The 23,502-nt window shown below is 66.2% G+C and carries 25 protein-coding genes; 11 read left to right on the forward strand and 14 right to left on the reverse strand.

Annotated features, from left to right (window positions below; all coding sequences use genetic code 11):
* Position 1: 1 nt before the first annotated feature.
* The 12 genes from pheT to ACNH6H_RS01205 all read right to left on the reverse strand — a co-directional run bounded on the left by pheT (position 2) and on the right by ACNH6H_RS01205 (position 13,361).
* Positions 2 to 2,440, reverse strand: coding sequence for a phenylalanine--tRNA ligase subunit beta (gene pheT / locus ACNH6H_RS01150; RefSeq protein ID WP_418314902.1), 2,439 nt, complete (start codon positions 2,438 to 2,440; stop codon positions 2 to 4).
* A gap of 56 nt (positions 2,441 to 2,496) precedes the next feature.
* Positions 2,497 to 3,540, reverse strand: coding sequence for a phenylalanine--tRNA ligase subunit alpha (gene pheS, locus ACNH6H_RS01155; RefSeq protein ID WP_418314904.1), 1,044 nt, complete (start codon positions 3,538 to 3,540; stop codon positions 2,497 to 2,499).
* A 138-nt stretch (positions 3,541 to 3,678) separates the two neighbouring features.
* Positions 3,679 to 4,035 carry a 50S ribosomal protein L20 gene (gene rplT, locus ACNH6H_RS01160; protein WP_309698372.1) on the reverse strand — a complete coding sequence of 119 codons (357 nt, stop codon included), beginning with the start codon at positions 4,033 to 4,035 and terminating at the stop codon, positions 3,679 to 3,681.
* 23 nt (positions 4,036 to 4,058) lie between these two features.
* Complete coding sequence (gene rpmI, locus ACNH6H_RS01165; protein WP_418314907.1) at positions 4,059 to 4,262, reverse strand: 50S ribosomal protein L35; 204 nt, start codon at positions 4,260 to 4,262, stop codon at positions 4,059 to 4,061.
* Positions 4,263 to 4,396: 134 nt separating this feature from the next.
* Complete coding sequence (infC, locus tag ACNH6H_RS01170; RefSeq protein ID WP_418321177.1) at positions 4,397 to 4,948, reverse strand: translation initiation factor IF-3; 552 nt, start codon at positions 4,946 to 4,948, stop codon at positions 4,397 to 4,399.
* An 81-nt stretch (positions 4,949 to 5,029) separates the two neighbouring features.
* Positions 5,030 to 6,949 (reverse strand): threonine--tRNA ligase, encoded by a 1,920-nt coding sequence (gene thrS / locus ACNH6H_RS01175; RefSeq protein ID WP_418314909.1) that lies wholly within the window; start codon positions 6,947 to 6,949, stop codon positions 5,030 to 5,032.
* Positions 6,950 to 7,152: 203 nt separating this feature from the next.
* Positions 7,153 to 7,665: a glycine zipper 2TM domain-containing protein gene (locus ACNH6H_RS01180; RefSeq protein ID WP_418314911.1), complete on the reverse strand. Its 513-nt coding sequence runs from the start codon at positions 7,663 to 7,665 to the stop codon at positions 7,153 to 7,155.
* A 124-nt stretch (positions 7,666 to 7,789) separates the two neighbouring features.
* Positions 7,790 to 8,959: a HupE/UreJ family protein gene (locus ACNH6H_RS01185; RefSeq protein ID WP_418314913.1), complete on the reverse strand. Its 1,170-nt coding sequence runs from the start codon at positions 8,957 to 8,959 to the stop codon at positions 7,790 to 7,792.
* A complete protein-coding gene (locus tag ACNH6H_RS01190) occupies positions 8,934 to 10,133 on the reverse strand; it encodes a hypothetical protein (RefSeq protein WP_418314915.1) in 1,200 nt (399 codons plus the stop codon). The genes ACNH6H_RS01185 and ACNH6H_RS01190 overlap by 26 nt, the downstream gene beginning before the upstream one ends.
* Before the next feature lie 94 nt (positions 10,134 to 10,227).
* Positions 10,228 to 10,503, reverse strand: a complete 276-nt coding sequence (locus ACNH6H_RS01195) for a hypothetical protein (RefSeq protein WP_418314917.1) — start codon at positions 10,501 to 10,503, stop codon at positions 10,228 to 10,230.
* A gap of 9 nt (positions 10,504 to 10,512) precedes the next feature.
* Positions 10,513 to 12,069 carry a DUF4331 domain-containing protein gene (locus ACNH6H_RS01200; protein WP_418314919.1) on the reverse strand — a complete coding sequence of 519 codons (1,557 nt, stop codon included), beginning with the start codon at positions 12,067 to 12,069 and terminating at the stop codon, positions 10,513 to 10,515.
* 188 nt (positions 12,070 to 12,257) lie between these two features.
* Positions 12,258 to 13,361, reverse strand: coding sequence for a phospholipase (locus ACNH6H_RS01205; RefSeq protein ID WP_418314920.1), 1,104 nt, complete (start codon positions 13,359 to 13,361; stop codon positions 12,258 to 12,260).
* A 77-nt stretch (positions 13,362 to 13,438) separates the two neighbouring features.
* On the opposite strand from ACNH6H_RS01205, the gene nthA reads away from it, so the two are divergent.
* From nthA to ACNH6H_RS01225, 4 genes are all read left to right on the forward strand, one after another.
* Entirely contained in the window at positions 13,439 to 14,122 is a 684-nt protein-coding gene (gene nthA, locus ACNH6H_RS01210) for a nitrile hydratase subunit alpha (RefSeq protein ID WP_418314922.1), read from the forward strand.
* Positions 14,119 to 14,778, forward strand: a complete 660-nt coding sequence (gene nthB, locus ACNH6H_RS01215) for a nitrile hydratase subunit beta (protein ID WP_418314924.1) — start codon at positions 14,119 to 14,121, stop codon at positions 14,776 to 14,778. Before nthA ends, nthB begins: the two co-directional genes overlap by 4 nt.
* Positions 14,775 to 15,143 carry a nitrile hydratase accessory protein gene (locus ACNH6H_RS01220; protein ID WP_418314925.1) on the forward strand — a complete coding sequence of 123 codons (369 nt, stop codon included), beginning with the start codon at positions 14,775 to 14,777 and terminating at the stop codon, positions 15,141 to 15,143. Before nthB ends, ACNH6H_RS01220 begins: the two co-directional genes overlap by 4 nt.
* A 167-nt stretch (positions 15,144 to 15,310) precedes the next feature.
* A complete protein-coding gene (locus ACNH6H_RS01225) occupies positions 15,311 to 16,105 on the forward strand; it encodes a lipase family alpha/beta hydrolase (RefSeq protein ID WP_418314926.1) in 795 nt (264 codons plus the stop codon).
* A gap of 55 nt (positions 16,106 to 16,160) precedes the next feature.
* Here the strand turns inward: ACNH6H_RS01225 and ACNH6H_RS01230 are convergent, their stop codons facing one another.
* Positions 16,161 to 18,554: a Tex family protein gene (locus tag ACNH6H_RS01230; RefSeq protein WP_418314927.1), complete on the reverse strand. Its 2,394-nt coding sequence runs from the start codon at positions 18,552 to 18,554 to the stop codon at positions 16,161 to 16,163.
* Positions 18,555 to 18,716: 162 nt separating this feature from the next.
* On the opposite strand from ACNH6H_RS01230, the gene ACNH6H_RS01235 reads away from it, so the two are divergent.
* Entirely contained in the window at positions 18,717 to 19,316 is a 600-nt protein-coding gene (locus tag ACNH6H_RS01235; RefSeq protein WP_418314929.1) for a YybH family protein, read from the forward strand.
* Between the two features lie 85 nt (positions 19,317 to 19,401).
* The gene (locus ACNH6H_RS01240) at positions 19,402 to 19,803 is read left to right on the forward strand and encodes a VOC family protein (protein WP_418321179.1); all 402 of its coding nucleotides are present in this window, start codon (positions 19,402 to 19,404) and stop codon (positions 19,801 to 19,803) included.
* Between the two features lie 115 nt (positions 19,804 to 19,918).
* Here ACNH6H_RS01240 and ACNH6H_RS01245 read toward each other — a convergent pair whose 3' ends face one another.
* On the reverse strand, positions 19,919 to 20,299 hold the full coding sequence (locus tag ACNH6H_RS01245; RefSeq protein ID WP_418314930.1) for a VOC family protein: 381 nt from the start codon (positions 20,297 to 20,299) through the stop codon (positions 19,919 to 19,921).
* A 265-nt stretch (positions 20,300 to 20,564) separates the two neighbouring features.
* On the opposite strand from ACNH6H_RS01245, the gene ACNH6H_RS01250 reads away from it, so the two are divergent.
* The 5 genes from ACNH6H_RS01250 (at position 20,565) to ACNH6H_RS01270 (ending at position 23,496) form a co-directional block, all read left to right on the forward strand.
* A complete protein-coding gene (locus tag ACNH6H_RS01250; RefSeq protein WP_418314932.1) occupies positions 20,565 to 21,188 on the forward strand; it encodes a carboxymuconolactone decarboxylase family protein in 624 nt (207 codons plus the stop codon).
* A gap of 99 nt (positions 21,189 to 21,287) precedes the next feature.
* Entirely contained in the window at positions 21,288 to 21,668 is a 381-nt protein-coding gene (locus ACNH6H_RS01255; protein ID WP_418314933.1) for a DUF1622 domain-containing protein, read from the forward strand.
* A 30-nt stretch (positions 21,669 to 21,698) separates the two neighbouring features.
* Positions 21,699 to 22,172 carry a GFA family protein gene (locus ACNH6H_RS01260; protein ID WP_418314934.1) on the forward strand — a complete coding sequence of 158 codons (474 nt, stop codon included), beginning with the start codon at positions 21,699 to 21,701 and terminating at the stop codon, positions 22,170 to 22,172.
* A gap of 80 nt (positions 22,173 to 22,252) precedes the next feature.
* Positions 22,253 to 23,038, forward strand: a complete 786-nt coding sequence (locus tag ACNH6H_RS01265; protein ID WP_418314936.1) for an alpha/beta hydrolase — start codon at positions 22,253 to 22,255, stop codon at positions 23,036 to 23,038.
* 59 nt (positions 23,039 to 23,097) lie between these two features.
* On the forward strand, positions 23,098 to 23,496 hold the full coding sequence (locus ACNH6H_RS01270) for a hypothetical protein (protein ID WP_418314938.1): 399 nt from the start codon (positions 23,098 to 23,100) through the stop codon (positions 23,494 to 23,496).
* Positions 23,497 to 23,502: the final 6 nt, after the last annotated feature.

Consider the following 23,502-nt stretch of genomic DNA (forward strand, 5'->3'; position numbering starts at 1 on the left):
CTCAACTCCTCAGGCGCACGCCAAGGCGTGAACGCACATGTTCGAGTATCAGCGTCAGCGCCGCCTCGATCTTGTCCTCGGTCAAGGTTGCGTTGTCGTCGCGCAACTCGAGGTGGACTGCCATGCTGCGCTCGCCGGCAGCGAGTTCAGCGCCGCCGGCGGCCGGCTTGTAGACGTCGAACAGCTGCACCGACCGCAGCAGCGGCGACGGCGCGGCGCGCAGCGCATCGAGCAACTCGTCGTGGCTGACCGAATCAGGCGTGATCAGCGCCAGGTCGCGGCGGATCGACTGCTGCCGCGGCAGCGGCACGAAGCGCGGCAGATCGAGCGCCTGCAGTTCGGCCAGTTCGAGTTCGAACAGCACCGGCGCCGATGGCAGTTCGTAGCCCTGCCGCCAGCGCGGATGCAACTCGCCAACAAAACCGACGAAGCGGTCGTCGACGTAGATGCGTGCGCTGCGCCCCGGGTGCAGCGCAGGGTGGCTGGCGGCGACGAACCGTGCACGCTTCGGCGCCAGCAGTGCCTCGATGTCACCCTTGACGTCGAAGAAATCGACCCCCCTGCTCCGCTCGCCCCATTGTTCGGCGGCGGCCAGGCCATGGGCGAGCCCGGCCAGGCGCATCGTCTGCCGGATTCCGGCAACCTGCGTCGGCCCGTCGATCACCGCCGCGTCGCGTTCGTAGACGCGACCGACCTCGAATACCCGAACCCGCGGCGCCTTGCGCGCCAGGTTGGTGCGCAGCACCTGCACCAGGCTGCCGAGCAGGCTTGAGCGCATCACCGCCAGCTGGCTGGCGATCGGATTGAGCACGCGGATCGGGTCGGCATTGCCGGCCAGCTCGTTTTCCCAGCGCGCCTCGACAAAGCTGAAATTGATCGTCTCGAGATAACCGAGACCGGCGACCGCACGGCGCAGCGCATGCACGTCGCGCCGGCTTTCACTGCGCACCAGCGGCATCAGCGCGGCCTGCGGCGCGGTATCCGGCAGCGTCGAGAAACCGAGCACGCGGATCACTTCCTCGATCAGGTCTTCCTCGATCTGCAGGTCGAAGCGCCAGCTCGGCGGCGTCACGTGCAGCACCTCGCCCTGCTCACCGGACGATGCGGTGAACTGCAGGCCGAGGCGGTTCATCACGCTGCGGCATTGCTCGGCGCTGACCGGCATGCCGATCACCTTTGCGGCCCGCGCCACGCGCATGTCGACCGCGGCACGCTCGGGCAGCGACAGCGTCTGGTCGTCGATCGGGCCGACCTCGCCGCCGCAGACCTCGACGACGAGCCGGCTGATCCGCTCGATCATCTGCACCGTGCGCGCCGGGTCGACACCGCGCTCGAAGCGGTGCCCGGCATCGGTCGTGAAATTGAAGCGGCGCGAACGCCCGGCCACTGCCTCCGGCCACCAGAATGCCGCCTCGATATAGATGTTGCGCGTCTCGTCGGACACGGCCGTCGCATCGCCACCCATGATGCCGGCGAGCGACTCGACCGCCTCGTCGTCGGCAATGATGCCGACCTGCTCGTCGAGCGTGACGGTATTGCCGTTCAGCAGCTTCAGCGTCTCGCCGGCGCGCGCCCAGCGCACATGCAGCCCGCCATCGATCTTGTCCAGATCGAAGATGTGGCTCGGCTGGCCGAACTCGAACATCACATAGTTCGAGATGTCGACCAGCGGGCTGACCGAACGCTGGCCGCAGCGCGCGAGCCGGTCGACCATCCAGGCCGGCGTCTTCGCCTGCGTGTTGACGCCGCGGACGATGCGGCCGGAAAAGCGGCCGCACAGGTCGGCGGCCTCGACCTTGACCGGCAGCCGGTCGTCGATCGCCGGCACCATCGCCTGATGCGGCGGCGCGAGCAGCGGTACACCGGTCAGTGCGGCGACCTCGCGCGCAATGCCGAAGACGCTCAGCGCATGGCCGAGGTTCGGCGTCAGCTTCAGCGTGAACAAGGTGTCGTCGAGCCGCAGGTGCTTGCGGATGTCCTCACCGACCGGCGCATCGGGGGCCAGCAGCAGCAGCCCGCCGTGGTCTTCAGACAGCTTCAGCTCACGCGCCGAGCACAACATGCCCTGGCTTTCGACACCGCGCAGCTGGCCGAGCTTGATCTCGAACGGCGGCGCATCGGGCGCCGCATCGTCGGCGGCCGGCAGCACAGCGCCGACCATCGCGCACGGCACCTTGATGCCGACGGCCACATTCGGCGCGCCGCAGACGATGTTCAGCAGCGTGCCGGTACCGGCATCGACGTGGCAGACATTCAGCCGGTCGGCGTTCGGATGGCGCTCGACCGCCTTCACTTCCGCGACGACGACCTGCCTGAACGGCGGCGCCACCGGGCGCAGCTCCTCGACCTCCATGCCCGACATGGTCAGCAGGTCGGCGAGCTCCTGGGTGGTGATGGGCGGGTTGCAGAATTCACGCAACCACGATTCTGGAAATTGCATCGCGGACTTTTCCGGTCTGGATCAATAAAAATCAAAAGCGGCGCACGGCCGTCGGCTCAGTGGAATTGCGACAGGAAACGCAGGTCGCCGTCGAAGAACAGCCGCAGGTCGCTGATGCCGTAACGCAGCATCGCGAGCCGGTCGATGCCGGAGCCGAATGCGAAGCCGATATACCGCTCCGGGTCCAGTCCCATGTTGCGGATCACCTGCGGATGGACCTGGCCGGATCCCGACACCTCGAGCCAGCGGCCGGTCAGCGGCCCGCTTTCGAACATGATGTCGATCTCCGCGCTCGGTTCGGTGAACGGGAAATAGCTCGGCCGGAAACGCAGCTTCAGCTCGGTCGTCTCGAAGAAGGCCTGGATGAAGGCGAGGTACATCGCCTTCAGGTCCTTGAAGCTGACGTTTTCACCGACCCACAGGCCTTCGACCTGGTGGAACATCGGCGAGTGCGTCGCATCGCTGTCGACGCGGTAGGTGCGGCCCGGCGCGATCACGCGGATATCGGGCATGTGTGGCTTGCCGGCATGTTTTTTTGCATGCGCCTGCGCATAGCGGATCTGCATCGGCGAGGTGTGCGGGCGCAGGTTCAGCCAGCGGCCTTCGGCATCCTTGACATCGACATAGAAGGTGTCCTGCATCGAACGGGCCGGATGGTTTTCCGGGTTGTTCAGTGCGGTGAAGCTGTACCAGTCGGTCTCGATCTCCGGGCCGTCGGCGACGTCGAAGCCCATCGACGCGAAGATCGCCTCGATGCGCGCGGTCGTCGCGGCGATCGGATGGACGGCGCCGTCGCCGCGACGGCGGCCGGGCAGCGTGACGTCGAGCGCCTCGGCCTTCAGCTGGAGGTCGAGTTCGGCATCGGCCAGCGCCTGGCGGCGCGCCTGCAGCGCGGCCTCGACCTGCTGCTTTGCGCCGTTGATCAGCGCGCCACGGGATTTTTTCTCGTCATGCGACAGGCTGGCCAGCGCCTTCAACTGCTCGGTCAGCCGGCCCGACTTGCCGAGGTAGCGAGCCTTGGCATTCTCGAGCTCGGCGGGTGTGGCGCTGCGCTGGAAGTCGCCCTGCGCGTCAAGCACCAGTTGTTCAAGATCGTTCATGGGTTGAAGGGCCGGAAAAACAAAAAAGGCCGAACGCGAGCTCGGCCTGGAATCATTCCACCGCTGCGGCTTGCGCCGTTTGCGGTGGCTGCACTGCAGATCGACCCGGTGGCGATGCCACCAGGCCTTTCAGGGCATTCAAGCCAGTTGCGCCTTCACCTTCTCGACGATGCTGCCGAAAGCGGCAGGATCATTGACAGCCATGTCGGCAAGCACCTTGCGATCGATCTCGATCGAGGCTTTTTTCATGCCGGCCATGAATTTGCTGTAGGTCAGGCCCAGGCCCCGGCTCGCCGCGTTGATACGGGCGATCCAGAGCTGGCGGAATACACGCTTCTTGGTGCGGCGGTCACGGTATGCATACTGGCCGGCACGCATGACGGCCTGCTTGGCAATGCGGAAGACGTTCTTGCGGCGGCCACGGTAACCCTTGGCCAGTGCGAGAACCTTCTTGTGACGAGCGCGGGCTGTTACACCACGTTTGACGCGAGGCATATATGTTCTCCTTCAGAAGCTGATCAAAGACCGCAGCCAGGCAGCATCTTGGCGATGCTTCCCAGATCGGACTCGTGCACGAGGGTGGCACCACGCAGGTGGCGTTTGTTCTTCGTGGACTTCTTCGTCAGGATGTGGCGCTTGAACGCCTGACCGCGCTTGACGGTACCGCCCGGACGGACGCGGAAGCGCTTCTTGGCGCTGCTCTTGGTCTTCATTTTGGGCATCTCTGCTCCTTCTTTGATTGCCGTTGCAGGCGCCGGCAAGGATCTGCCGTCTTGTTGGCCTGCAACCGCTTCTGTCAGCACACCGGTGACCAGACCGATGCGCTGAATGCTGTCTCTACCGCTCTCTTCGCCGATCAGGACTTGCGCTTCGGCGCGAGCACCATGATCATCTGCCGCCCTTCGAGCTTGGGCATGTTCTCGACCACCGAGATATCGGACAGATCGTCGCGGATGCGCTCGAGCAGCCGCATGCCGATGTCCTGGTGGGTGATCTCCCGGCCGCGGTAGCGCAAGGTCACCTTGCCCTTGTCGCCGTCCTCGCCGATGAAGCGGCGCAGATTGCGCAGCTTGATCTGGTAGTCGCCTTCATCGGTGCCGGGGCGGAACTTGACTTCCTTGATTTCAACAATCTTCTGCTTCGCCTTCGCCTCGGCCGCCTTTTTCTGCTCCTGATACTTCAGCTTGCCGTAGTCCATCAGCCGGCAAACCGGCGGATCGGCCTGCGCTGCGATCTCGACCAGGTCGACATCGAGGTCTCCGGCCATTTGCAGCGCGTCGTGCAGGCTGACGATGCCCAGTGGCTCGTTGTCTACACCGTTCAAGCGAACTTCAGGGGCCATGATCTCCCGGTTGAGGCGGTGTTTGCGCTCGACGTTGGGAGTCCGGCGGTCAGCATAAGTAGCGATGGTTGGAACCTTTCTAACAATCCCCGGGCAAACGGAAATCTGGACAAAAACAAATGGTGCGGGCGGGTGCCAGCCGGCCGATCAGCGGTATGCAGCGATGTCGGAACCGATCTTCTGCAGGAAGTCGGCGACCGGCATCACGCCGAGATCGAGGTTGCCACGCGCGCGCACCGCAACGGTCCCATTTGCCTTTTCCTTGTCGCCAACGACCAGGATATAGGGGACCTTCTGCAATGAATGCTCCCGTATTTTATAGGTAATTTTTGCACTGCGCAAATCGGCCGTTGCTCTAAGCCCTTGTTTTTGAAGCATTTTCACCACTTCGGTGGCGTAATCGGCCTGCTGCTCGGAAATATCGAGCACGCTGACCTGCAGCGGCGCCAGCCACGCCGGCAGCGCGCCGGCATGTTGCTCGATCAGGATGCCGATGAAGCGCTCGAGGCTGCCGACGATCGCGCGGTGCAGCATCACCGGGTGATGGCGCTCGCCGCTTTCCGCGACATAGACCGCATCGAGCCGCTCGGCCATCGAGAAATCGACCTGCATCGTGCCGCACTGCCAGGGCCGGCCGATCGCGTCCTTCAGCGTGTATTCGATCTTCGGGCCATAAAAGGCGCCCTCGCCCGGCGAGATCTCGAACTCGCAGCCACTGCGGCGCAGGCTTTCGATCAGCGCCTCTTCGGCCTTGTCCCAGATCGCATCCGAGCCGATCCGCGCGTCCGGCCGCGTCGCCACCTTGTAGATGATCTGCTCGAAGCCGAAATCCTTGTAGACCTTCTGCAGCAGCGCCGTATAGGCGACACATTCCTCGAGGATCATGTCCTCGGTGCAGAAGATGTGGCCGTCGTCCTGCGTGAAACCGCGTACCCGCATGATGCCGTGCAGGCCGCCAGTCGGCTCGTTGCGGTGGCAGTTGCCGAATTCGCCGTAGCGCAGCGGCAGGTCGCGGTAGCTCTTGATGCCCTGCTTGAAGATCAGGATGTGGCCAGGGCAGTTCATCGGTTTGAGCGCATAGTCGCGCTTCTCCGACTCGGTCGTGAACATGTTCTCGCGGTATTTGTCCCAGTGGCCGGTTTTTTCCCACAGCGTCTTGTCGAGGATCTGCGGGCCCTTGACCTCCAGGTAGCCGTTGTCGCGGTAGACCGCGCGCATGTACTGCTCGACCTGCTGCCAGACCGCCCAGCCCTTGGGATGCCAGAACACCAGCCCCGGCGCATGTTCGTCGAGGTGGAACAGGTCGAGTTCGCGGCCGAGCTTGCGGTGGTCGCGTTTTTCGGCCTCTTCGAGCATGTGCAGGTATTGCTGCAGCTCGTCCTTGCTCGCCCAGGCCGTGCCGTAGATGCGTTGCAGCATCTCGTTGCGGTGGTCGCCGCGCCAGTAGGCGCCGGCCACCTTCATCAGCTTGAAATGTCTCAGCTTGCCGGTGCTCGGCACGTGCGGGCCGCGGCACAGGTCCTCGAAGCCGCCCTCCCGGTACAGCGAGACGTCCTCACCAGCCGGGATACTGCCGATGATCTCGGCCTTGTACAACTCGCCCTGCGCCTTGAAGTGCTCGACCGCCTCGTCGCGCGGCAGCACGCGGCGCTCGACCTTCTCGTCCCTTTTCGCGAGTTCGGTCATCTTCGCCTCGATCGCCGTCAGGTCCTCGGGCGTGAACGGGCGCTTGTAGGCGAAGTCGTAATAGAACCCGTTCTCGATCACCGGGCCGATCGTCACCTGGGCATCCGGGAACAGTTCCTTCACCGCATACGCCAGCAGGTGGGCCGTCGAATGGCGGATCAGCTCGAGCCCGGCCGGGTCCTTGTCGGTGACGATCGCCAGTTCGGCATCGTTTTCGATCAGGTACGAGGTATCGACCAGCTTCGCGTTGTCGCCGCGGCCAATGCGGCCGCCGAGCGCCGCCTTGGCCAGCCCGCTGCCGATCGACGCCGCCACCTCGGCAACGGTGACCGGCGCCGGATACTGACGTTGCGAACCGTCGGGAAGCTGAATCGAAACCATGCTGACTCCAGAAACAAAAAAAGCGCGGACAAGGCCGCGCTCGGGGTGGACGAAAAAAGGGGAACAGGACTGACGCGCGACGGTCTAGACCTTTCGGTTGCCGGCAGCAAAGCCGACCTTCGCAGGTGTAGTTCGCGGTGTCATAACCGGATTGCCTTTCTCGCCCTTGTTGGTTGAAGGGCTCGATTGTAAATCAGCGTCTGTCAATAACGCATCAGCTGGTCGCCCTGCACATAGACGCGGTCGCCCTGGCGCACATCGACGCCCGGCTCGTAGTCGAACTGCCGCGTGCCGCCGTTGTCGAGCCGCACCGTGACGCGGACGTAATCGCGTGTGCCTTTCTGGTTCTTCTCGATCTGGTTGCCGGCGAGTGCGCCGCCGACCGCGCCGACCGCGGTCGCCGCGGTCCGGCCCGAGCCGCTGCCGATCTGCCGGCCAACCACTGCGCCGAGCACGCCACCGATCACCGCACCGGCGCCGCTGGTCTGGTTTTCTGCCTTGATCAGCTCGACATTTTCGACATGGCCGTATTGCACGCCGGTCTGCGTCGTGCGCTGCGACGGGTACTGCGCAGGCACCGGTTGGCCGCTCGGGTAGGCGGTCGGCGCCGGCTGGCTCGAATAACGCGGCCCCTGGTTGGCACATCCGGCGAGAACGGCAACACCGACGACGGCGGCCGCCAGTGCGAGGCGGGGATGGGTGGAGGCTGATGTCATGGTCGGAATCCTTTCGTTGTGCTTGTGGGCCGGTCTGATCCGGGCTGAGTGCCCTTCTCAGGTCAACGCAGCGATCGCTGTTTGGTTGGCCCCGAACACACTTGGTTCCCCGAGCAACATGCGTTTACATCCGCAGCAGTGGCCAGTCGGCCGTCCGTTCGAGCAGCCACACGCAGCCGAGCAGCATCGCTGCGGCCGAGCCACTGCGAATCACCAGCGGCGCATACAGCCGCCGTTCGCGCAGCAGATACAGCAGGCCGCCGGCGAGCAGCACGACGGCGATCTGTCCCAGCTCGAGCCCGATATTGAACTGCAGCAGCGCCCAGGCAAACGGCCAGGCCGACAGTTCCAGTTCGCCGAGCACGCCGGCAAAGCCGAAGCCGTGGATCAGGCCGAACAGGAAAGTCACCAGCACCCGCCGGCCGCCGAAGATCGGCCGCAGGTTGTCGATCGCCGCCAGCACGATCGTAGCTGCGATCGCCGGTTCGACCAGCGCAGCCGGCAGCGATACCAGATCGGCAGCCGCGAGCACCAGCGTGATCGAATGCGCCAGCGTGAACGCGGTGACGATGCCGACGATCGGCCAGACCGCCGAACTCAGCCGCTCGACCGGCTTCCAGCCCTGCGGCGTGCGGCGCATCACCGCCGGCAGCAGCAGCACCAGCAGGAACAGCAGGTGGTCGTAGCCGGTGACGATGTGGTGAATGCCTTCACGGACAAAGCCGCTGGTGGCGTGGGCGGCGGCCGACACAGACCCGCTGGCGGCGGCATCGGCCGGCCGCTGCGGATCGAGCACCCGCAGCAGCGGCGCGCCCTGCGGCTGCGCAATCGCCAGCAGGCCGCGGTGTGTCGGGTCGATCTCGGCAAACAGCGTGTAGCGCAGCGCCGGATCGGCCGGCAATGCGCAGGTCGAGCGCAGCTGCAGCGCGGCATAGACGCCGTCTGCCCGTCTTTCCAGAGCCGGCGCCGCGGCATCGAATCTGCAATCGGCAAGTGCGACGTGGCGCTGCACCAGACCGCCGATCTCCGGCCAGGCCGCCTTCACCTCGCCCCAGGTCAGCTGGCCGTCGCCATCGGCATCGATATCGATCGCGGCATCGAGATCGCGCAGCGCAATGTCGATGCGCAGCGTCGTGCCGCCGGCCTTGTCTGCCGCCAGTTGCAGATAGGCGTCGCTCGCCTTGTGCGCTGCAACCGGCAACGCCGTCAGCAGCAGCAGGAGCAGCGCGCAGTCGACGATCGCGGAGCGCCAGCGCTGCCGGCTCGAATCAGAGAAGCGCATCGAGCCGTGCATCATGAAGCTCCATTTCGGTGCGGATCCGCCGCGCCTCGTCGACGGCGGCGGCATCGCCGGCCGCGCGGGCCGCGCGCGCCAGCAGCAGCAGGTCGATCGGCTCGCGTTGCAATTTGACATTGCTGCGCGCGAGTTGCAATGCACGGGCCGCATCGCCATCGATCAGCAGGGCAAACATCGCTTGCTCACGCGCATGGCTCGCGCCGCTCTGCGGCCGCAACGCCGCCTGCTGCATCCGCGCCCGCCATTCGGCGACCTCCGGCGACCGCAGATTCGACATCGACGACGCAGCGATCGCCAGCCGCAGCAACACCGCATCGCTGCGCGGCTGCTCGTGCAACAGCGCAGCCGCCTCGCGATGCCGCCCGCCATCGATCAGGAAATCGGCATAACTCAAGCGTGCATAGTCGTCGGCGCCGGCGTCGATCGCGGCGCGCCAGGCCGCTTCGGCACGCTGCGTGCGCCCTGCCCTCGTCTCGAGTTCGGCAACGCTGGTCAGCAGCCAGCCGCGCGCCGCCGCCGGCATTCCCGGCATCGCCAGCAACTGGCCGAAGATCCTGCCGGCGTCGTCGATGCGGCCGCGCAGGCCGAGGTTTTCGGCCAGGCAGGCATGGGCATAGAAATCGGCCGTGCCACCGAGCAGCGCCTTGCAGGCGCGGTCGGACGCGTCGTAGCGGCCCTGCACCCGGCGGATCGTTGCCAGCGTCAGCGAGGCCTGCGCATGGCGCGGCTCGCGTTGCAGCAGTTTGTCGAGCATCGACGCGGCAGCGTCGAACTGGTGCAGATGCTGGCGAATCGTTGCCGACATCAGCACGACATCGGCCGGCGCGTTGTCCAGCGGCTGCCAGCGCTGCAGCAATGCCAGCGCGCGGCCGGCGAGACGGGGCTCGCCCTGTTCGCGCGCGGTCTCGAGATAGCGGCGCGCCAGGCCGACCGCCAGCGCAGCGTTGTCAGGGTTGGCGGCCAGCTGCTGACGCAGCCGCCGCTCTTCGGATCGGGCCGGGCCGGCGCCGGGCAGCGTCTCGACCACTTCGGCATCGGATCTCGGCTGGTAAGGCTCGGCACGCACCGGCGAGGCGAGCAGTGCGGCCGTTGTCACCAACGGCAACGCAAGCTGCGCCACGGCGAGACGGCATCGGCCAGCAAGCGGCATCGGCAAATGGCAGGCAGGCATCGGATTCCTCTCCTTCGATGGCCATCGGATTGCCGCGGCGGCGCGCCTTCTGCAAGGCGCGGTCGCCGCGGCCTGGCTGACAGGTGTCAGCCCGTCACGGCACGTTGCGTGGTGACTCCGTTTCGCTGACCGGCGGATTGAAACCGGCGGAAATTTCCAGCGGGACCGCGGTTTCGCTTTGTGCCGTCAACAAGCCGACCAGGTAGTCGAAGAAGGTGTTGACGGTCGCGGCAGCCGAACTCGGCACCGATGGTGCCGCTGCCGGCGCCGGTGCCGGCGCTGGCGCCACCGGATTCAGCGGGCCTCCGTCGCCACCACACGCCGCCAGTACGGCGCTGGCGGCAAACAATATCGCGAGATTCTTTTTCATCGTCGCTCCTTATTTGCTGCCCGGCAGCGGGTTGTTCAGATACGGGAACCCACCGAGCAAGGGCACCACCGCCTGGTCGACCGCGTCGTGCAGGTTGAATGCGGTATTGCCGAGCGGCGCTGAGGTCGGCTTGCACTCGGCGCCGAAGCCGAGCTTGTTGGTATCGCCGTTGGCCACACACAAACCACCGGCCATCGCAACCAGCGAAATGTCGACGACGTCGTCCTTCGGCCGACGGCCATTCGGATAACCGGCGTTGTCGTTGCCGCCGGCCAGGATGTTGCCGACGATGCCGAGCCGGTTCTGCTGCGCAAACGGCACCGCCGGAATCGCGGTATTCAGCCGCATCATTTCCGAGGCCGTCACATTGGTCGGCTGGTTGACACCCTTGATGCCGGTCAGGAAGGTGGTCACCAGGTCGTTGCGGCCCGCGTTGGTCGGCGCGAGTCCACCAGCGGGCAGAGCCAGCGCAATCTCGAGCAGTCGCGGCAGCGTCGGATTCGTCACGTAGGTGAGGAAATTCGCGCCGTCGTTGACCGGCTTCGAACTGTTGAACTTGTCCTTGTCGGGCAGGCCGATCACGACCTCGTTGACCAGCGGCATGCCCAGGCGCGAGACCTGCGTCCACGCGCCGCCGTTGCGGTCGGTCGTCTGGTGGCCGGATCTCGGATTCGGATCAAGCAGCCGACCCTGGCGCAGGCTGGCGCTCGTCCAGCCGCCGATCACCGACTCGCTGCCGGCGGTCAGGCAACTCTGGTGCACTTCCAGCGCGAGCGTCGTGACATTCTTGTCGGCCAGCGTATTCGGCGCCGCATTGATCTTGCTCGGGTCGGTGATCAGCGAAACGGGCGCATTGACGAGGTCGAAGATCGTGCCGAGGTTGACGGCAAACGGATCCTGTCGTTGCCCGACGAAGATCTTCGCCGGCATCGAGCAGCCCGGGATCGTCGCGGTATGGATGTGCTTCGCGGCATAGCCCGGGTAGTCGGGAATCGTCTTGTTGCCGATGTTGTCGACCGGCTTGTCGAAGGTCGTTCCGCCACCGGTGGTGTTCGCAATCGACGCGCGGGTTCCGGTCCGGCGGTCGCCACGGACGACCTCGACCGAAAACTGCTCATTGACATTCAGCACCGCCGAGTTGGCGACTGCGGTGGCGCCGGTCAGCTGGCCGGCCTGGATCAGCGGGATCGCGACATCCTTGCCGTTGATCGGCAGCGTGATGCCCTTCAGGTTGTTCTTGAAGCGGAACGCGAAGGTGATGTCTTCCTTCGCATCGCCGTTGTTGTCGATGTGGATCTCGTACAGCGCATTCGGGTCGAGCGAGAAATAGTTCGGGCCGCCATAGGCATCCTGCAGCGGCAGGTAGTTGGCGATCAGCGTGACATAGTCGCCACGGTTCGCCTCGTAGCTCTTGAACATGTAGAAGTCGGTGGCATCGACTTTCGGCGCGGTCGTGATGAACGGCGCCTCGCGGTGGCTGGACGCGTTGGCAATGCCGAAACCGGTGGCAGCGCACAGTGCGGCCACGAGGGGCAGCAGGCGCATCGGGGAACGAGATGGCTTCATTTGGTCTTCCTCTCTTCAACGTTGAGTTCGGAACGCGGTGCCTGCGGCACGACGTGCTGACGTCACCGAACGGCTGTGCGGTTGGCGCCTGACAAGCTGTTACGCAGCAGGCTGAAGATCGGATGCAAAACTTTGCGTTAATTCGCAAACCGCGGGAAAACCCGCGGTTGAATGGCCGCGAGGCCGACTCAGCGCAGCGGCTGCAGCGGCAGGTCGGTGCGCCCGTCGAGCCAGTTCGCGAAGGTCTCGGCGAGGCGTTCGCTTTCGGCAACCGCAAGCCGCCAGACGCGGGCGCGCCCTTCGACATCGGCGCCGTGGCGCTGCAGATCGGTGCGATCCGGCAGCTTGCCGTTCGGCAGCGTCGCAATCCATTGCGGATGCGGCGAGATCACAACGACGTTGTCGAGCATCGCGGTGGCCCGATGGCGATGGCGCAGCGCCTTGTCGAGCCAGCCCGGCACCATATTCGGCTGGAAGTGCGGATACAGCACGATGCCGCGCGGCAGCTCGACGCCGTCACGGTTGCCACCCCGCATCGACGCATAGTCGAGGTGCAGGTGGTAGTCGGTGATGCCGCCGTCCCAGTAGGCGCCACGTGGCGCGCCCGGAATATCGTGCACCGCATCGAGCCAGAACGGTATCGAGCAGCTGGCCAGCAGGCTGGCGCGGAAATTCTGCGCGTCGAGGCCGACGATGCGGGTGCGGAAGTCCTGTACCTGCAGAGGCAGCGGCTCGCGCGGATCGGAAAAGATCACCCTTTCGAGCCAGCCGCCCATCGCCTTGCGGCTCAGCGCATTCGTCGCGTAGGCGCCCAGATAACCGAGCGGCGTGCGCAAGCTGCCCTGCCGGCCGAGCAGATGGCGGCCGCGGCTCGTGAACACGTGCAGCCGGTACCGCGGATGGGCGAGGATCTGCGCAACAGACGCGCCGAGCAGCCGGTCGAGCTCGCCGCCGAAAATCGCGCTGACATGCGCCGCCTTCGGCGCCCGGCCCGGCTCGTGGTGATAACGCTGGTTGACGTAGGACTCGGTCAGCTGGCGGAAGCCATCGACAGGGTCGGCCAGGCACGCCGTCGCGAGCCGCCACGCGCCGATCGATGCGCCCAGCAAGTGGACCGTGTGCGAGCTGCCGGCCAGCCACTGGCCGAACAGGTAGCGGTCGAGCGGACCGAGCACCAGCCCCTTCGGGCCGCCGGCAGCACCCGGGATCACCGCGACGTCTTCCGGCACCAGGCGGCGCTCGCGCAACAGGCGCAAGGCTGCCGGGCCGGCGTGGATTTGTAGAACCTGCATCAGGCGTGACTGTAAGGCGCTGTCGTTTTGCGCAGGCCGGATTGTCAGTCAGCGCCGGTGGCGGCATCATCCAGGCCATGAGCAGTGCCAGCAGCGACGGATCCGATCCGCACCACGAACATCATCATCACGATCACCATGACCACGGTGACGAGCACAGCGAACTCGACCCGATGACGATCAGGGTGCGCGCACTCGAGACGGTGCTGACAGAGAAGGCCTATATCGACCCGGCTGCGCTCGATCTGTTGATCGATACCTACCAGACGCGGATCGGGCCGCGCAACGGCGCCCGCGTCGTCGCGAAGGCCTGGTCCGATCCGGCCTTCATGGAATGGCTGCTTGCCGATGCCAGCGCGGCGATCGCATCGCTCGGTTTTACTGGCCGGCAGGGCGAACACATGGTGGCGGTCGCAAACAGCGACGAGCAGCACCACATCGTCGTTTGCACCTTGTGCAGCTGCTACCCGTGGCCAGTGCTCGGCCTGCCGCCGACCTGGTACAAGAGCGCGCCCTACCGGTCGCGTGTCGTCCGCGACCCGCGCGGCGTGCTTGCCGAATTCGGCGTCGAGTTGCCATCGCAGACTCAGATCCGCGTCTGGGACTCGACCGCCGAGGTGCGCTACCTGGTGATTCCGCAGCGCCCGCCAGGCAGCAACGGGCTAGACGAAATGGCGCTGGCCGCGCTGGTGACCCGCGATTCGATGATCGGCACAGGGCTCGCGCTGCGGCCGGACCAGGTCGCGGAAGCATCGGCATGAGCTATCACAGCCATGCCGACCTCGGCGGCCGGAATGTCTCCGGCGCGATTGTTCCGGAGCCGGAGGACGAGCTGTTCCATGCTGACTGGGAGCCGCGCGCACTGGCCTTGACGCTGGCGATGGGCGCAACCGGCAGCTGGAACATCGATGCCAGCCGCGCCGCCCGCGAGACCTTGCCAGACTATGCGACCCTCAGCTACTACCAGATCTGGCTCGCCGCGCTCGAGAAGCTGCTGCTCGAACGGCACCTCGTCGAGGCCGACGAGCTGGCCAAGGGGCGCATCATCCACCCGCCGCTGCCGGTGCAGCGGGTGCTGCGCGCCGAGGCGGTCGCCGCCGCGCTGGCGCGTGGCAGCCCGACCGTTCGGCCGGCCAGCACCGCGGCGCGCTTTGCCGTCGGTGATGCGGTCGTCACGCGGGCGGAACCGGTGCCGCACCACAGCCGGCTGCCGGGGTATGCGCGCGGAAAAATCGGCACGGTCGAGCGCAACCATGGCTGCCACGTCTTTGCCGACAGCCATGCCCACGGCCTTGGCGAACAGCCGCAATGGCTTTATACGGTGGCGTTCGACGGCACCGCGTTGTGGGGGTCGGCCAGCGCGCCGGGCCTTCGTGTCTCGATCGACGCGTGGGAAAGCACGCTGCAGCCCGCATGAAAGCGCCAACACCCGATCTGCCGGGTCTGCCGCGTGACGCCAAAGGTCCGGTGTTCAATGAACCGTGGCAGGCGCAGGCCTTTGCGATGACGCTGGCGCTGCACCAGCATGGCGTCTTCACCTGGAGCGAGTGGGCGGCGGCTCTGGCACAACAGATCAGTGCCGCGCAGGCGGCTGGCGACGCCGACCTCGGCGATACCTATTACCACCACTGGCTGGCCGCGCTCGAGGCGCTGGTTGCCGAGAAGCAGCTGGCATCGGGCGGCGAGCTTCGCGCCTGCGCCGCCGCCTGGGAACACGCGGCCGAACGTACGCCGCACGGCCAGCCGATCGAGCTCAACGAAGCCGATTACAGGCCGGGTTGACCGCGCTGCAGCGGCGCGGTCGCACGTTCGCACGGCAGTTCCGATTGGCCTCGGCCGACGGCGACGGGGGGCGATGTCCGACAGGCTTGTCCGCCGACGGCCGGCGGCTTCGCGGTGCGCGGCAGGGCAGCATGGGCATCGGAAATTTACAGCCCCATCAAACAACAATGACCAGCATCAGAATCGCCCGCCAGCAGCCCGAGCTGCAGCCCAGTTCGCCATCGTGGACGCTGCTCGGCACCGAGCCTATCCGCGCCGCCTTCGAATATGTCAGCATGCAGTTCATGCCTCAGCATGCGCTGCCGCGTGGCGACGGCCACCCGGTCGTGATCTTCCCTGGGCTGGGGACCGATCACCGGGCCACCTCGCCGCTGAAATCGTTCTGCGAAAAGCTCGGCTACTCGACTTACGACTGGGGCAAGGGTTTCAATACCGGACCGGTTGGCGACGTCGACGTCTGGCTGCAGGAGCTGGCCGACCATGTGCGTGAGCTGGTCGCCGAGCACGATGGCCAGCGGATGAGCCTGATCGGCTGGAGCCTCGGCGGCATCTATGCGCGCGAACTGGCGAAGATCCTGCAGAGCGACGTGCGCCAGGTCATCACGCTCGGCTCGCCGTTTGCCGGCATGCCGAACCAGACCAATGTCGGCTGGGTCTACAAGCTGCTGAACCGCGAACGCGCAATCGTCAGCGAAGCGCTGCCCGGCAAGCTGGTGCAGCCACCGGCGGTGCCGACGACCTCGATCTACAGCCGCAGCGACGGCATCGTCGCCTGGCAGTCGTGTGTCCAGACCGATGCCGAGCACACCGAAAACATCGAGGTCGACGGCAGCCACTGCGGGCTGTGCTGGAACCCGGATGTGCTGGCGATCGTGGCCGAACGGCTTGCGCAGCCGGATGGCGGGTGGCGACGCCATGGCCCGCCGGCCGCAGCATCACGTGCAGCCACCAAACGAATCTGACTGGCGGGTTGTGGGAGGGGCTTCAGCCCCTCCCACCGAAACGACTGCTATCTCTTCACCGCTTGCCCTGCTGCAATTTCGCAAACGCCGCAGCCATTGCCGATGAACCGCCGCCGGCCGACGCCGGCTGGCCGCGTGACTGCCCTCCCCCGGTCCGCTCGCCACGTGCTGCCGGGCGGAAGCTGTTGTCGCTGCGCTGGCCAGCCGGTGCCGGTTTCGCATCGAGCTTCATCGTCAGCGAGATCCGTTTGCGCGCGAGGTCGACCTCGAGCACCTTGACCTTCACGACGTCGCCGGTCTTCACGACCTCGCGCGCATCCGAGACAAACTTGTTCGCAAGCTGGCTGACATGGATCAGCCCGTCCTGGTGCACGCCGAGGTCGACGAAAGCGCCGAACTGGGCCACGTTGCTGATCGTGCCGTCGAGCAGCATGCCCGGCTGCAGGTCCTTGATGTCTTCGACGCCCTCGCTGTAGCGCGCGACCTTGAAATCCGGGCGCGGGTCACGGGCCGGTTTCTCGAGTTCGGCAAGGATGTCCTTCACGGTGATCGCGCCGAATTTCTCGTCGGCGAAGGCCTCCGGCTTCAGCGCGCGGATCACGTCGCTGCGGCCCATCACCTCGGCCGCCGGCCGCTTGACGGATGCCAGGATGCGCTCGACGACCGGATAGGTCTCCGGATGGACGCCGGACTGGTCGAGCGGGTTGTCGCCGTTGCGGATGCGCAGAAAACCGGCGCTCTGCTCGAAGGATTTCGGGCCGAGGCCGCTGACGTCGAGCAGCTGCTGGCGGCTGCGGAATGCGCCATGGGCGTCGCGCCAGCGCACGATGTTGCCGGCAACCGTGGTGCTGAGGCCCGACACCCGAGCCAGCAGCGGCGCCGACGCGGTATTCAGGTCGACACCGACCGAGTTGACGCAATCCTCGATCACCGTATCGAGGCTGCGTGCGAGCTCGCTCTGGTTGACGTCGTGCTGGTACTGGCCGACGCCGATGCTTTTCGGATCGATCTTCACCAGTTCGGCGAGCGGATCCTGCAGCCGCCGCGCGATGCTGACCGCGCCGCGCAGGCTGACGTCGAGCTCGGGCAGTTCCTTGCTCGCATATTCGCTGGCCGAATAGACCGACGCGCCGGCCTCGCTGACGACGACCTTCTGGATCGTCGCGGCGTCCGCGCCGGCGATCGACTGCAGGCGCTTGATCAGGTCGGTGGCGAGCTTGTCGGTCTCGCGGCTGCCGGTACCGTTGCCGATCGCGATCAGGTTGACACCATGCGTTGCGCTGAGCTTGGTCAGCGTGTGCAGCGAGCCTTCCCAGTCCTTGCGCGGCTCGAGCGGGTAGATCGTTGCGGTATCGAGCACCTTGCCGGTGGCGTCGACGACCGCGACCTTGCAGCCGGTGCGGATGCCCGGGTCCAGCCCCATCACGACCTTCGGGCCGGCCGGTGCGGCGAGCAGCAGGTCGCGCAGGTTTTCGGCAAACACCTTGATCGCGGTTGCCTCTGCCGCCTCGCGCAGCCGCGCGAACAGGTCGCGCTCGAGGCTCATGCTCAGCTTGACCTTCCAGCACCAGGCGATGCATTTGCGGATCAGTTCGTCGCCTGGCCGCTTCGAATGGCGCCAGCCGAGGTGGCCGGCGATGCGGCCTTCGGCCAGCGTCGGCTGGCCCGGCACGATGTCCTCGTCGAGTGTCAGCTTGGCGTCGAGCAGTTCGAGCGAACGGCCGCGAAATACCGCCAGCGCGCGGTGCGACGGCACGCTGCGGATCGGTTCCGCATAGTCGAAATAGTCGCGGAATTTGGCAGTCTCCGGATCGTCGGCATTCTTGCCGGCAATCAGCTTGCACTCGAACAGCCCCTCGTCCCAGAGCCAGGTGCGCAGCTTGCCGATCAACGTCGCATCCTCGGCCCAGCGCTCGGCGAGGATGTCGCGCACGCCGTCGAGCACCGCATGGGCATCGGCAAAACCGGCCTCGGCGAGTTTTGCTGCGCCACCGTCATACGCCGCGATGAACGCGGCCGCCTCGTCGAGCGGTGTCTTCGACGGATCGGCAAACAACGCATCGGCCAGCGGCTCGATGCCGGCTTCGCGGGCGATCATCGCCTTCGTGCGGCGCTTCACCTTGTACGGCAGATAAAGGTCCTCGAGCTCCTGCTTGGTCGGCGCGGCCTCGATCGCCGCGGCCAGTTCGGGCGTCAGCTTGCCCTGATCGGCGATGCTTTTCAGCACCGCGGCGCGCCGGTCCTCGAGTTCGCGCAGATAGGCAAGCCGGATCTCGAGCTCACGCAACTGCGTGTCGTCGAGCCCGTCTGTCGCTTCCTTGCGGTAGCGGGCGATGAACGGAACGCTGGCGCCACCATCGAGCAGTTCGACGGCGGCGGTGATCTGGGCGGGGCGGGCCTTCAGCTCGGCAGCGAGCTGGGCGGTGATCTTTTGCTGAAGCGGGTCCAAGGGAGAACGGCTCTGTGGCTGGCTGGGATGGGAGCGGCGGAGTTTGCCATAGGGGGTTGGGCGACTTGCGGTGCCTTGACCAGCTCCCGCATCCCTCAGCCGGCGCGAGTCAGAAAAACCCCGATTCCCGGGCTGAAGGCGCACGCTACATTCTTGCGGTGCTTGGCAGCGGCCACGCCCGCTCCGCCTACCCATCCATTCCCCATCCGTTCCATCCGCCTCCGGAGAAAGGTTCTGTCACCCATGCGCCTGCGCTCGATCGGATTCCTCGCCCCTGGCCTGATCATCGCGCTGGCTGGCGTTGCCGGCCTGGCGTCGGCGCAGCCACGTCCTGCCCCGGCCGTTGTGTCGCAGCCGACCATTGCGGTTCCCGCCGACGTCGAATCGTTGCTGCGCGACTACGAGCGCGCATGGCTTGCCCGCGATACGGCCGCGCTGGCCAGGCTGTTCACGCCCAACGGCGTTGCGCTGCCCAACGGCGACCTGCCTGCGCAAGGCAACGATGCGATTGCAGCCGCCTACGCGAAGGCTGCGGGTTCGCCGCTGCGGCTGCGGCCGATCGCATTCGGCCAGTCGCAGGACCTCGGCTATGTGGTCGGCGCGTTCGGGCCAGCGGCGGGTGAGCCGGAGTTCGGCAAATTCGTCTTGGTGCTGCAGCGTTCGGAAGACGGCAGCCGCTGGCGCATCGTCGCCGACATGGACAATATGAATGGGCGCCCCGCCCGGCCTGCAAGCGCTGCGGCAACCCCAGTCAAGCCATAAACGTCAACTGCCGGCTGCCAACGCAGCAGTCGGCGATTCCGAACTACTCTCAATCGGCGCGAGCCGAATTCTGCAAGGAAACCCCATGTTCAGTCACGTGATGGTCGGAACCAACGACATCGAACGTTCGAAGCGGTTTTATGACGCGGTGCTGGGCGTGCTCGGCGCCGGCGAGCCGGTCCGCAATACCAACGGCAGCGGCCAGGCAAGGCTTTTCTACCGGCACGACGGAGCGTCCTTCGGTGTCAGCGAACCGATCGACGGCAAGCCTGCAACGGTCGCGAACGGTGGAACGATCGGCTTCAAATGTGCTTCAGCCGAACAGGTGCAGGCATTCCATGATGCCGCGGTCGCCAACGGAGGAACATCGGTCGAAGACCCGCCGGGTCCGCGCGGGGGCAGCGTCGGCGCGCTGCATCTGGCCTATGTACGAGACCCCGACGGCAACAAGCTCTGCGCGCTGCACCGCCCGCAGGCGAGTCGCTGAGCCCTCGCGCGCGGTGGCCCGGAGGCGCGCCGCGAGCTCAGGAGCTGGATCAACGGGCCCCGCTCCTGCGGGGAGCCCGGCGCCTGCCGATTGCGCGGCAGGCGGCTGGAGATCGTCAGGCCCGGTCCTCGTGCAGGCACAGGAAGTTGCCCTCGGTATCCTTGAACCACGCCGCCAATTCCGTTCCCATGTCGGCGATGTGATGGACGGTCTGGAAGCCCGGCATGTCGTAGTCCTCGAAGACGACGCCGGCGCGTTCCATGTCACTGACGCTGGTCGAGATGTCGTCGACGCGGAAGCTGACCGCGGTGTGTTCGGCTTTCGTTCCTTCCGGTTTCGGGAACAGGGCCAGCGTCGTGCCGCCGACCGGGTATTCGACCTTGCCGTCCGGCTTGGCCTTGCCGGAAGCGAAGCCGAGGCAGCCTTCGTAGAAGGCCCTGGCGCGAGCCATGTCCTTGACCGGGAGCATGGTGGTGACTGGTGCGTTGACAAGCATATGCAGTCCTTTCACTGCGTGCGGCTGTACCCGCGCCTGCGCGACTTCCAGGCGCTTCGGCAGTCAACTGCGAAGCTTATTCCTGGCGCGGTGGCTGCGCCAGTCAGGTGATTCGATTTGTCGACTCGCCGACCGCACATCAAGGCGATCCGCCAAACGTCGGGCTCTTGAGCGCAGCGGGCCGCTGTCCATATCATGCGCAGCACAGGCTGCCGGCCTGCCGGCTCCATCAACCCGCAGCTGCGATCAGAAGAAGGGAACCACGATGTTCATCACACATCCGCCTGCTTCGGAAGACACCCGCCGCATCATCGAGGGCACTGCCCGCGAAATGGGCTTCGAGATGAATCTGACGAAAGCCTGGGCATGGCGGCCCGACATCTACGGCGACTTCGGTGCGCTGCGCGCGAAGCTCACATCCCGGTCGGCACTCGGCACCCGCGACCAGGCGGTTGCCGTCTGCGCCACGGCGGCCGAACGGGGCGATTCGTACTGCGCGCTGGCCTGGGGCGACAAACTCGGCAAGCTGGCCGGGGCGCCGCTTGCCGCGGCAGTCATTTCGAACGCGGCCGACGGTGATGCGCCGCTGACGCCGCGCGACGAGGCAATCGCCGCCTGGGCGCGCAAGGTCGTCGACGATCCGAACGGCACGACAGCCGACGATGTCGCCCGGCTGCGTGATGCCGGGCTGGCCGACAAGGACATCTTCGAGCTGACCGCATTCATCGCCTTCCGCCTCGCCTTCTCGACGATCAACGATGCGCTCGGCGTCCAACCCGACTGGCAACTCGAGGCCGATGCCGATCCGGCGATTGCCGCCGCGGTGAATTTCGGCCGGCGGCCGGCGGCTCGGCCGTCCGACGCGTCCCGGCGAACCGCAGGCCGATGAGTCGACGGCAGAAGCGCGGGTATAAACGACCGTGACTTGCCGCCGCCGCCGGGTTCGGCGGATTGCGGCGAGTCCCGCAGCCACTTCGAGAACCGCGCAATGTCGACATTCAAGGAAGTTGTTGAAATCGTCAGCTATGCGATCGATGCTGCCGGTGTCGCGGTGATCGTCGGCGCGCTGCTGTGGGCGGGAGCCCGGTTCGTGATCTCCGGCCGCAAGGTCGACGAGCCATACCGTCGCTTGCGCCAGGATATCGGGCGCGGCATCCTGCTCGGGCTCGAGTTTCTCGTTGCAGCCGACATCATCCGCACTGTCGCGGTGCCGCCGACGATGGAGGGGGTGACGATCCTCGGGCTGATCGTGCTGATCCGGACCTTCCTCAGCATGGCGCTGCAGGTCGAGCTCGAAGGGCGCTGGCCGTGGCAGCGCAGCCAGCAGGAACACGCCGCGGTGATCCGCGACGGTGACGGTGCACGCTGACGGCAACGACGACGACGGGAGCGACTAGCGATGAACGAAATCACCACCGCCCGCGGATCATGCCTGTGCGGCGCGGTCCGCTTCCATGTGCAGCTGCCGAGCAAATGGGTCGCGCACTGCCATTGCAGCTTTTGCCAGCGCGCCCACGGCGCAGCATTCGTCACCTGGGCAGGTTTTTCGAGCGACCACTTTGCCGTCGACGCCGATTCACCGGCGCAGCCGACATGGTTCGAATCGAGCCCGGGCGCGCGTCGCGCATTCTGCCCGCGCTGCGGCAGCCCGATGTTCTTCGAGTCGACCCGCTGGCCGGACGAGACCCATGTCGCCCGCGTCTTGATTGCCGATCCGCTCGACCGTGAGCCGCAGGCCCATGTGTTCTACGAGACCCATGTGCCGTGGCTCGCAGTCAACGACGGGCTGCCCAAAAAGCCCAGCCAGGCGGCGACGCGGCAGCAGGCGGCTGTGGCCTCGCCCGTTGCGTCGGACGACGCGGCCGGCGGCTGAGCAGGCGCTGCGCTGGCGCCGAATCAATGTCGAGCGCGGCGATCGATCGGTCAGCCTGGGCGCTCTCTCCGACGGACCCGATGAAACGCGACCTTCTCTTCACCATCCTTGTCGTCGCGCTGCTGTATCTGGCGTTTTGCGCGCTGATGTTCCTGATGCAGCGCTCGATGATCTATTACCCGCGCGCGCGGGCGGTGACGGCGGCCGAATCGACGATGAAGTTGCCGGTCGACGGTGGCGGCGAGATCGTCGTCACCGTCAGGCCACATGCGGGGCCGAAGGCGATCATCTATTTCGGCGGCAATGCCGAGGATGTGTCGCTGAACCTCGGCGAATTCTCGGCGGCATTTCCGGACCACGCGCTGTTCCTGATGCACTACCCGGGATATGGCGGCAGCAGCGGCAGCCCGAGCGAGGCGGCCATTCATCGCGATGCGGCGGCGCTGTTCCGCGTCGTGCATCGGCAGCACCCACAGGTTGCACTGATCGGCCGCAGCCTCGGCAGCGGCGTCGCGGCGCGGCTGGCCAGCCAGGCGCCGGCGTCGCGGCTGATCCTGGTCACGCCGTTCGACAGCCTGGTCGACGTGGCCGCGCCGGTTTATCCGTTTCTGCCGGTGCGCTGGCTGCTGCTCGACCGCTATGAGTCGGGCCAGGTGGCAGCCGGGATCGGGATCCCGACAACGCTGATCGCCGCCGAGCATGACGAAATCATCCCGATGTCGAGCACCCGCAAGCTGGCGGCGCGGTTCGGCGACGGCGTCGCATCGCTGACGGTGATCCGCGGCGCCAGCCACAATGACCTCGATGCGAGCCCCGACTACCTGCGGACGATGCAGCGGGCGCTCGCCGTACCAGCGGACGGATGAGCCGATGACGCTGCCGAAGCGATCGTCGAGCACGCGCCGGGACGCGATGGAAACAAGCGATGCTGCAACCGGAACAGTTTGAACCGAATGAAGCCTGGATCGCCTTCAGGCTCAACGATGCACCGCTGCACACCGCGGCCGACGGCGATTTCGACTTTTTTGCGCTGATGGATGCCGCCAGCCGGCTGATCCTCGGTTCGGCGACGGTATCGGCCAGGGATTCTCAGCTGTCGGAGGGCGATGCCCGTGGCCTGTTCGACGAGGTGCGCGCACAGGCGCAGGCGCTGCCGGTCACGCTGTTCGTGCCGGACGACATGCCTGCGCAGGGCCTGGCAGCCGAGGCGCACCGCCTCGGCATCACTGTCGTCGGCATTCCGCTCGATCAACTGCTCGGCTTCATCGGCGAAGCCCGGCAGTCGTTTCGCGAACGCTTTGGAACCGGAACCGGACCCGCGTAGCCGCTG

Source organism: Pseudideonella sakaiensis, from assembly GCF_048320135.1.
GTDB classification, from domain to species: domain Bacteria; phylum Pseudomonadota; class Gammaproteobacteria; order Burkholderiales; family Burkholderiaceae_C; genus Ideonella_A; species Ideonella_A sakaiensis_A.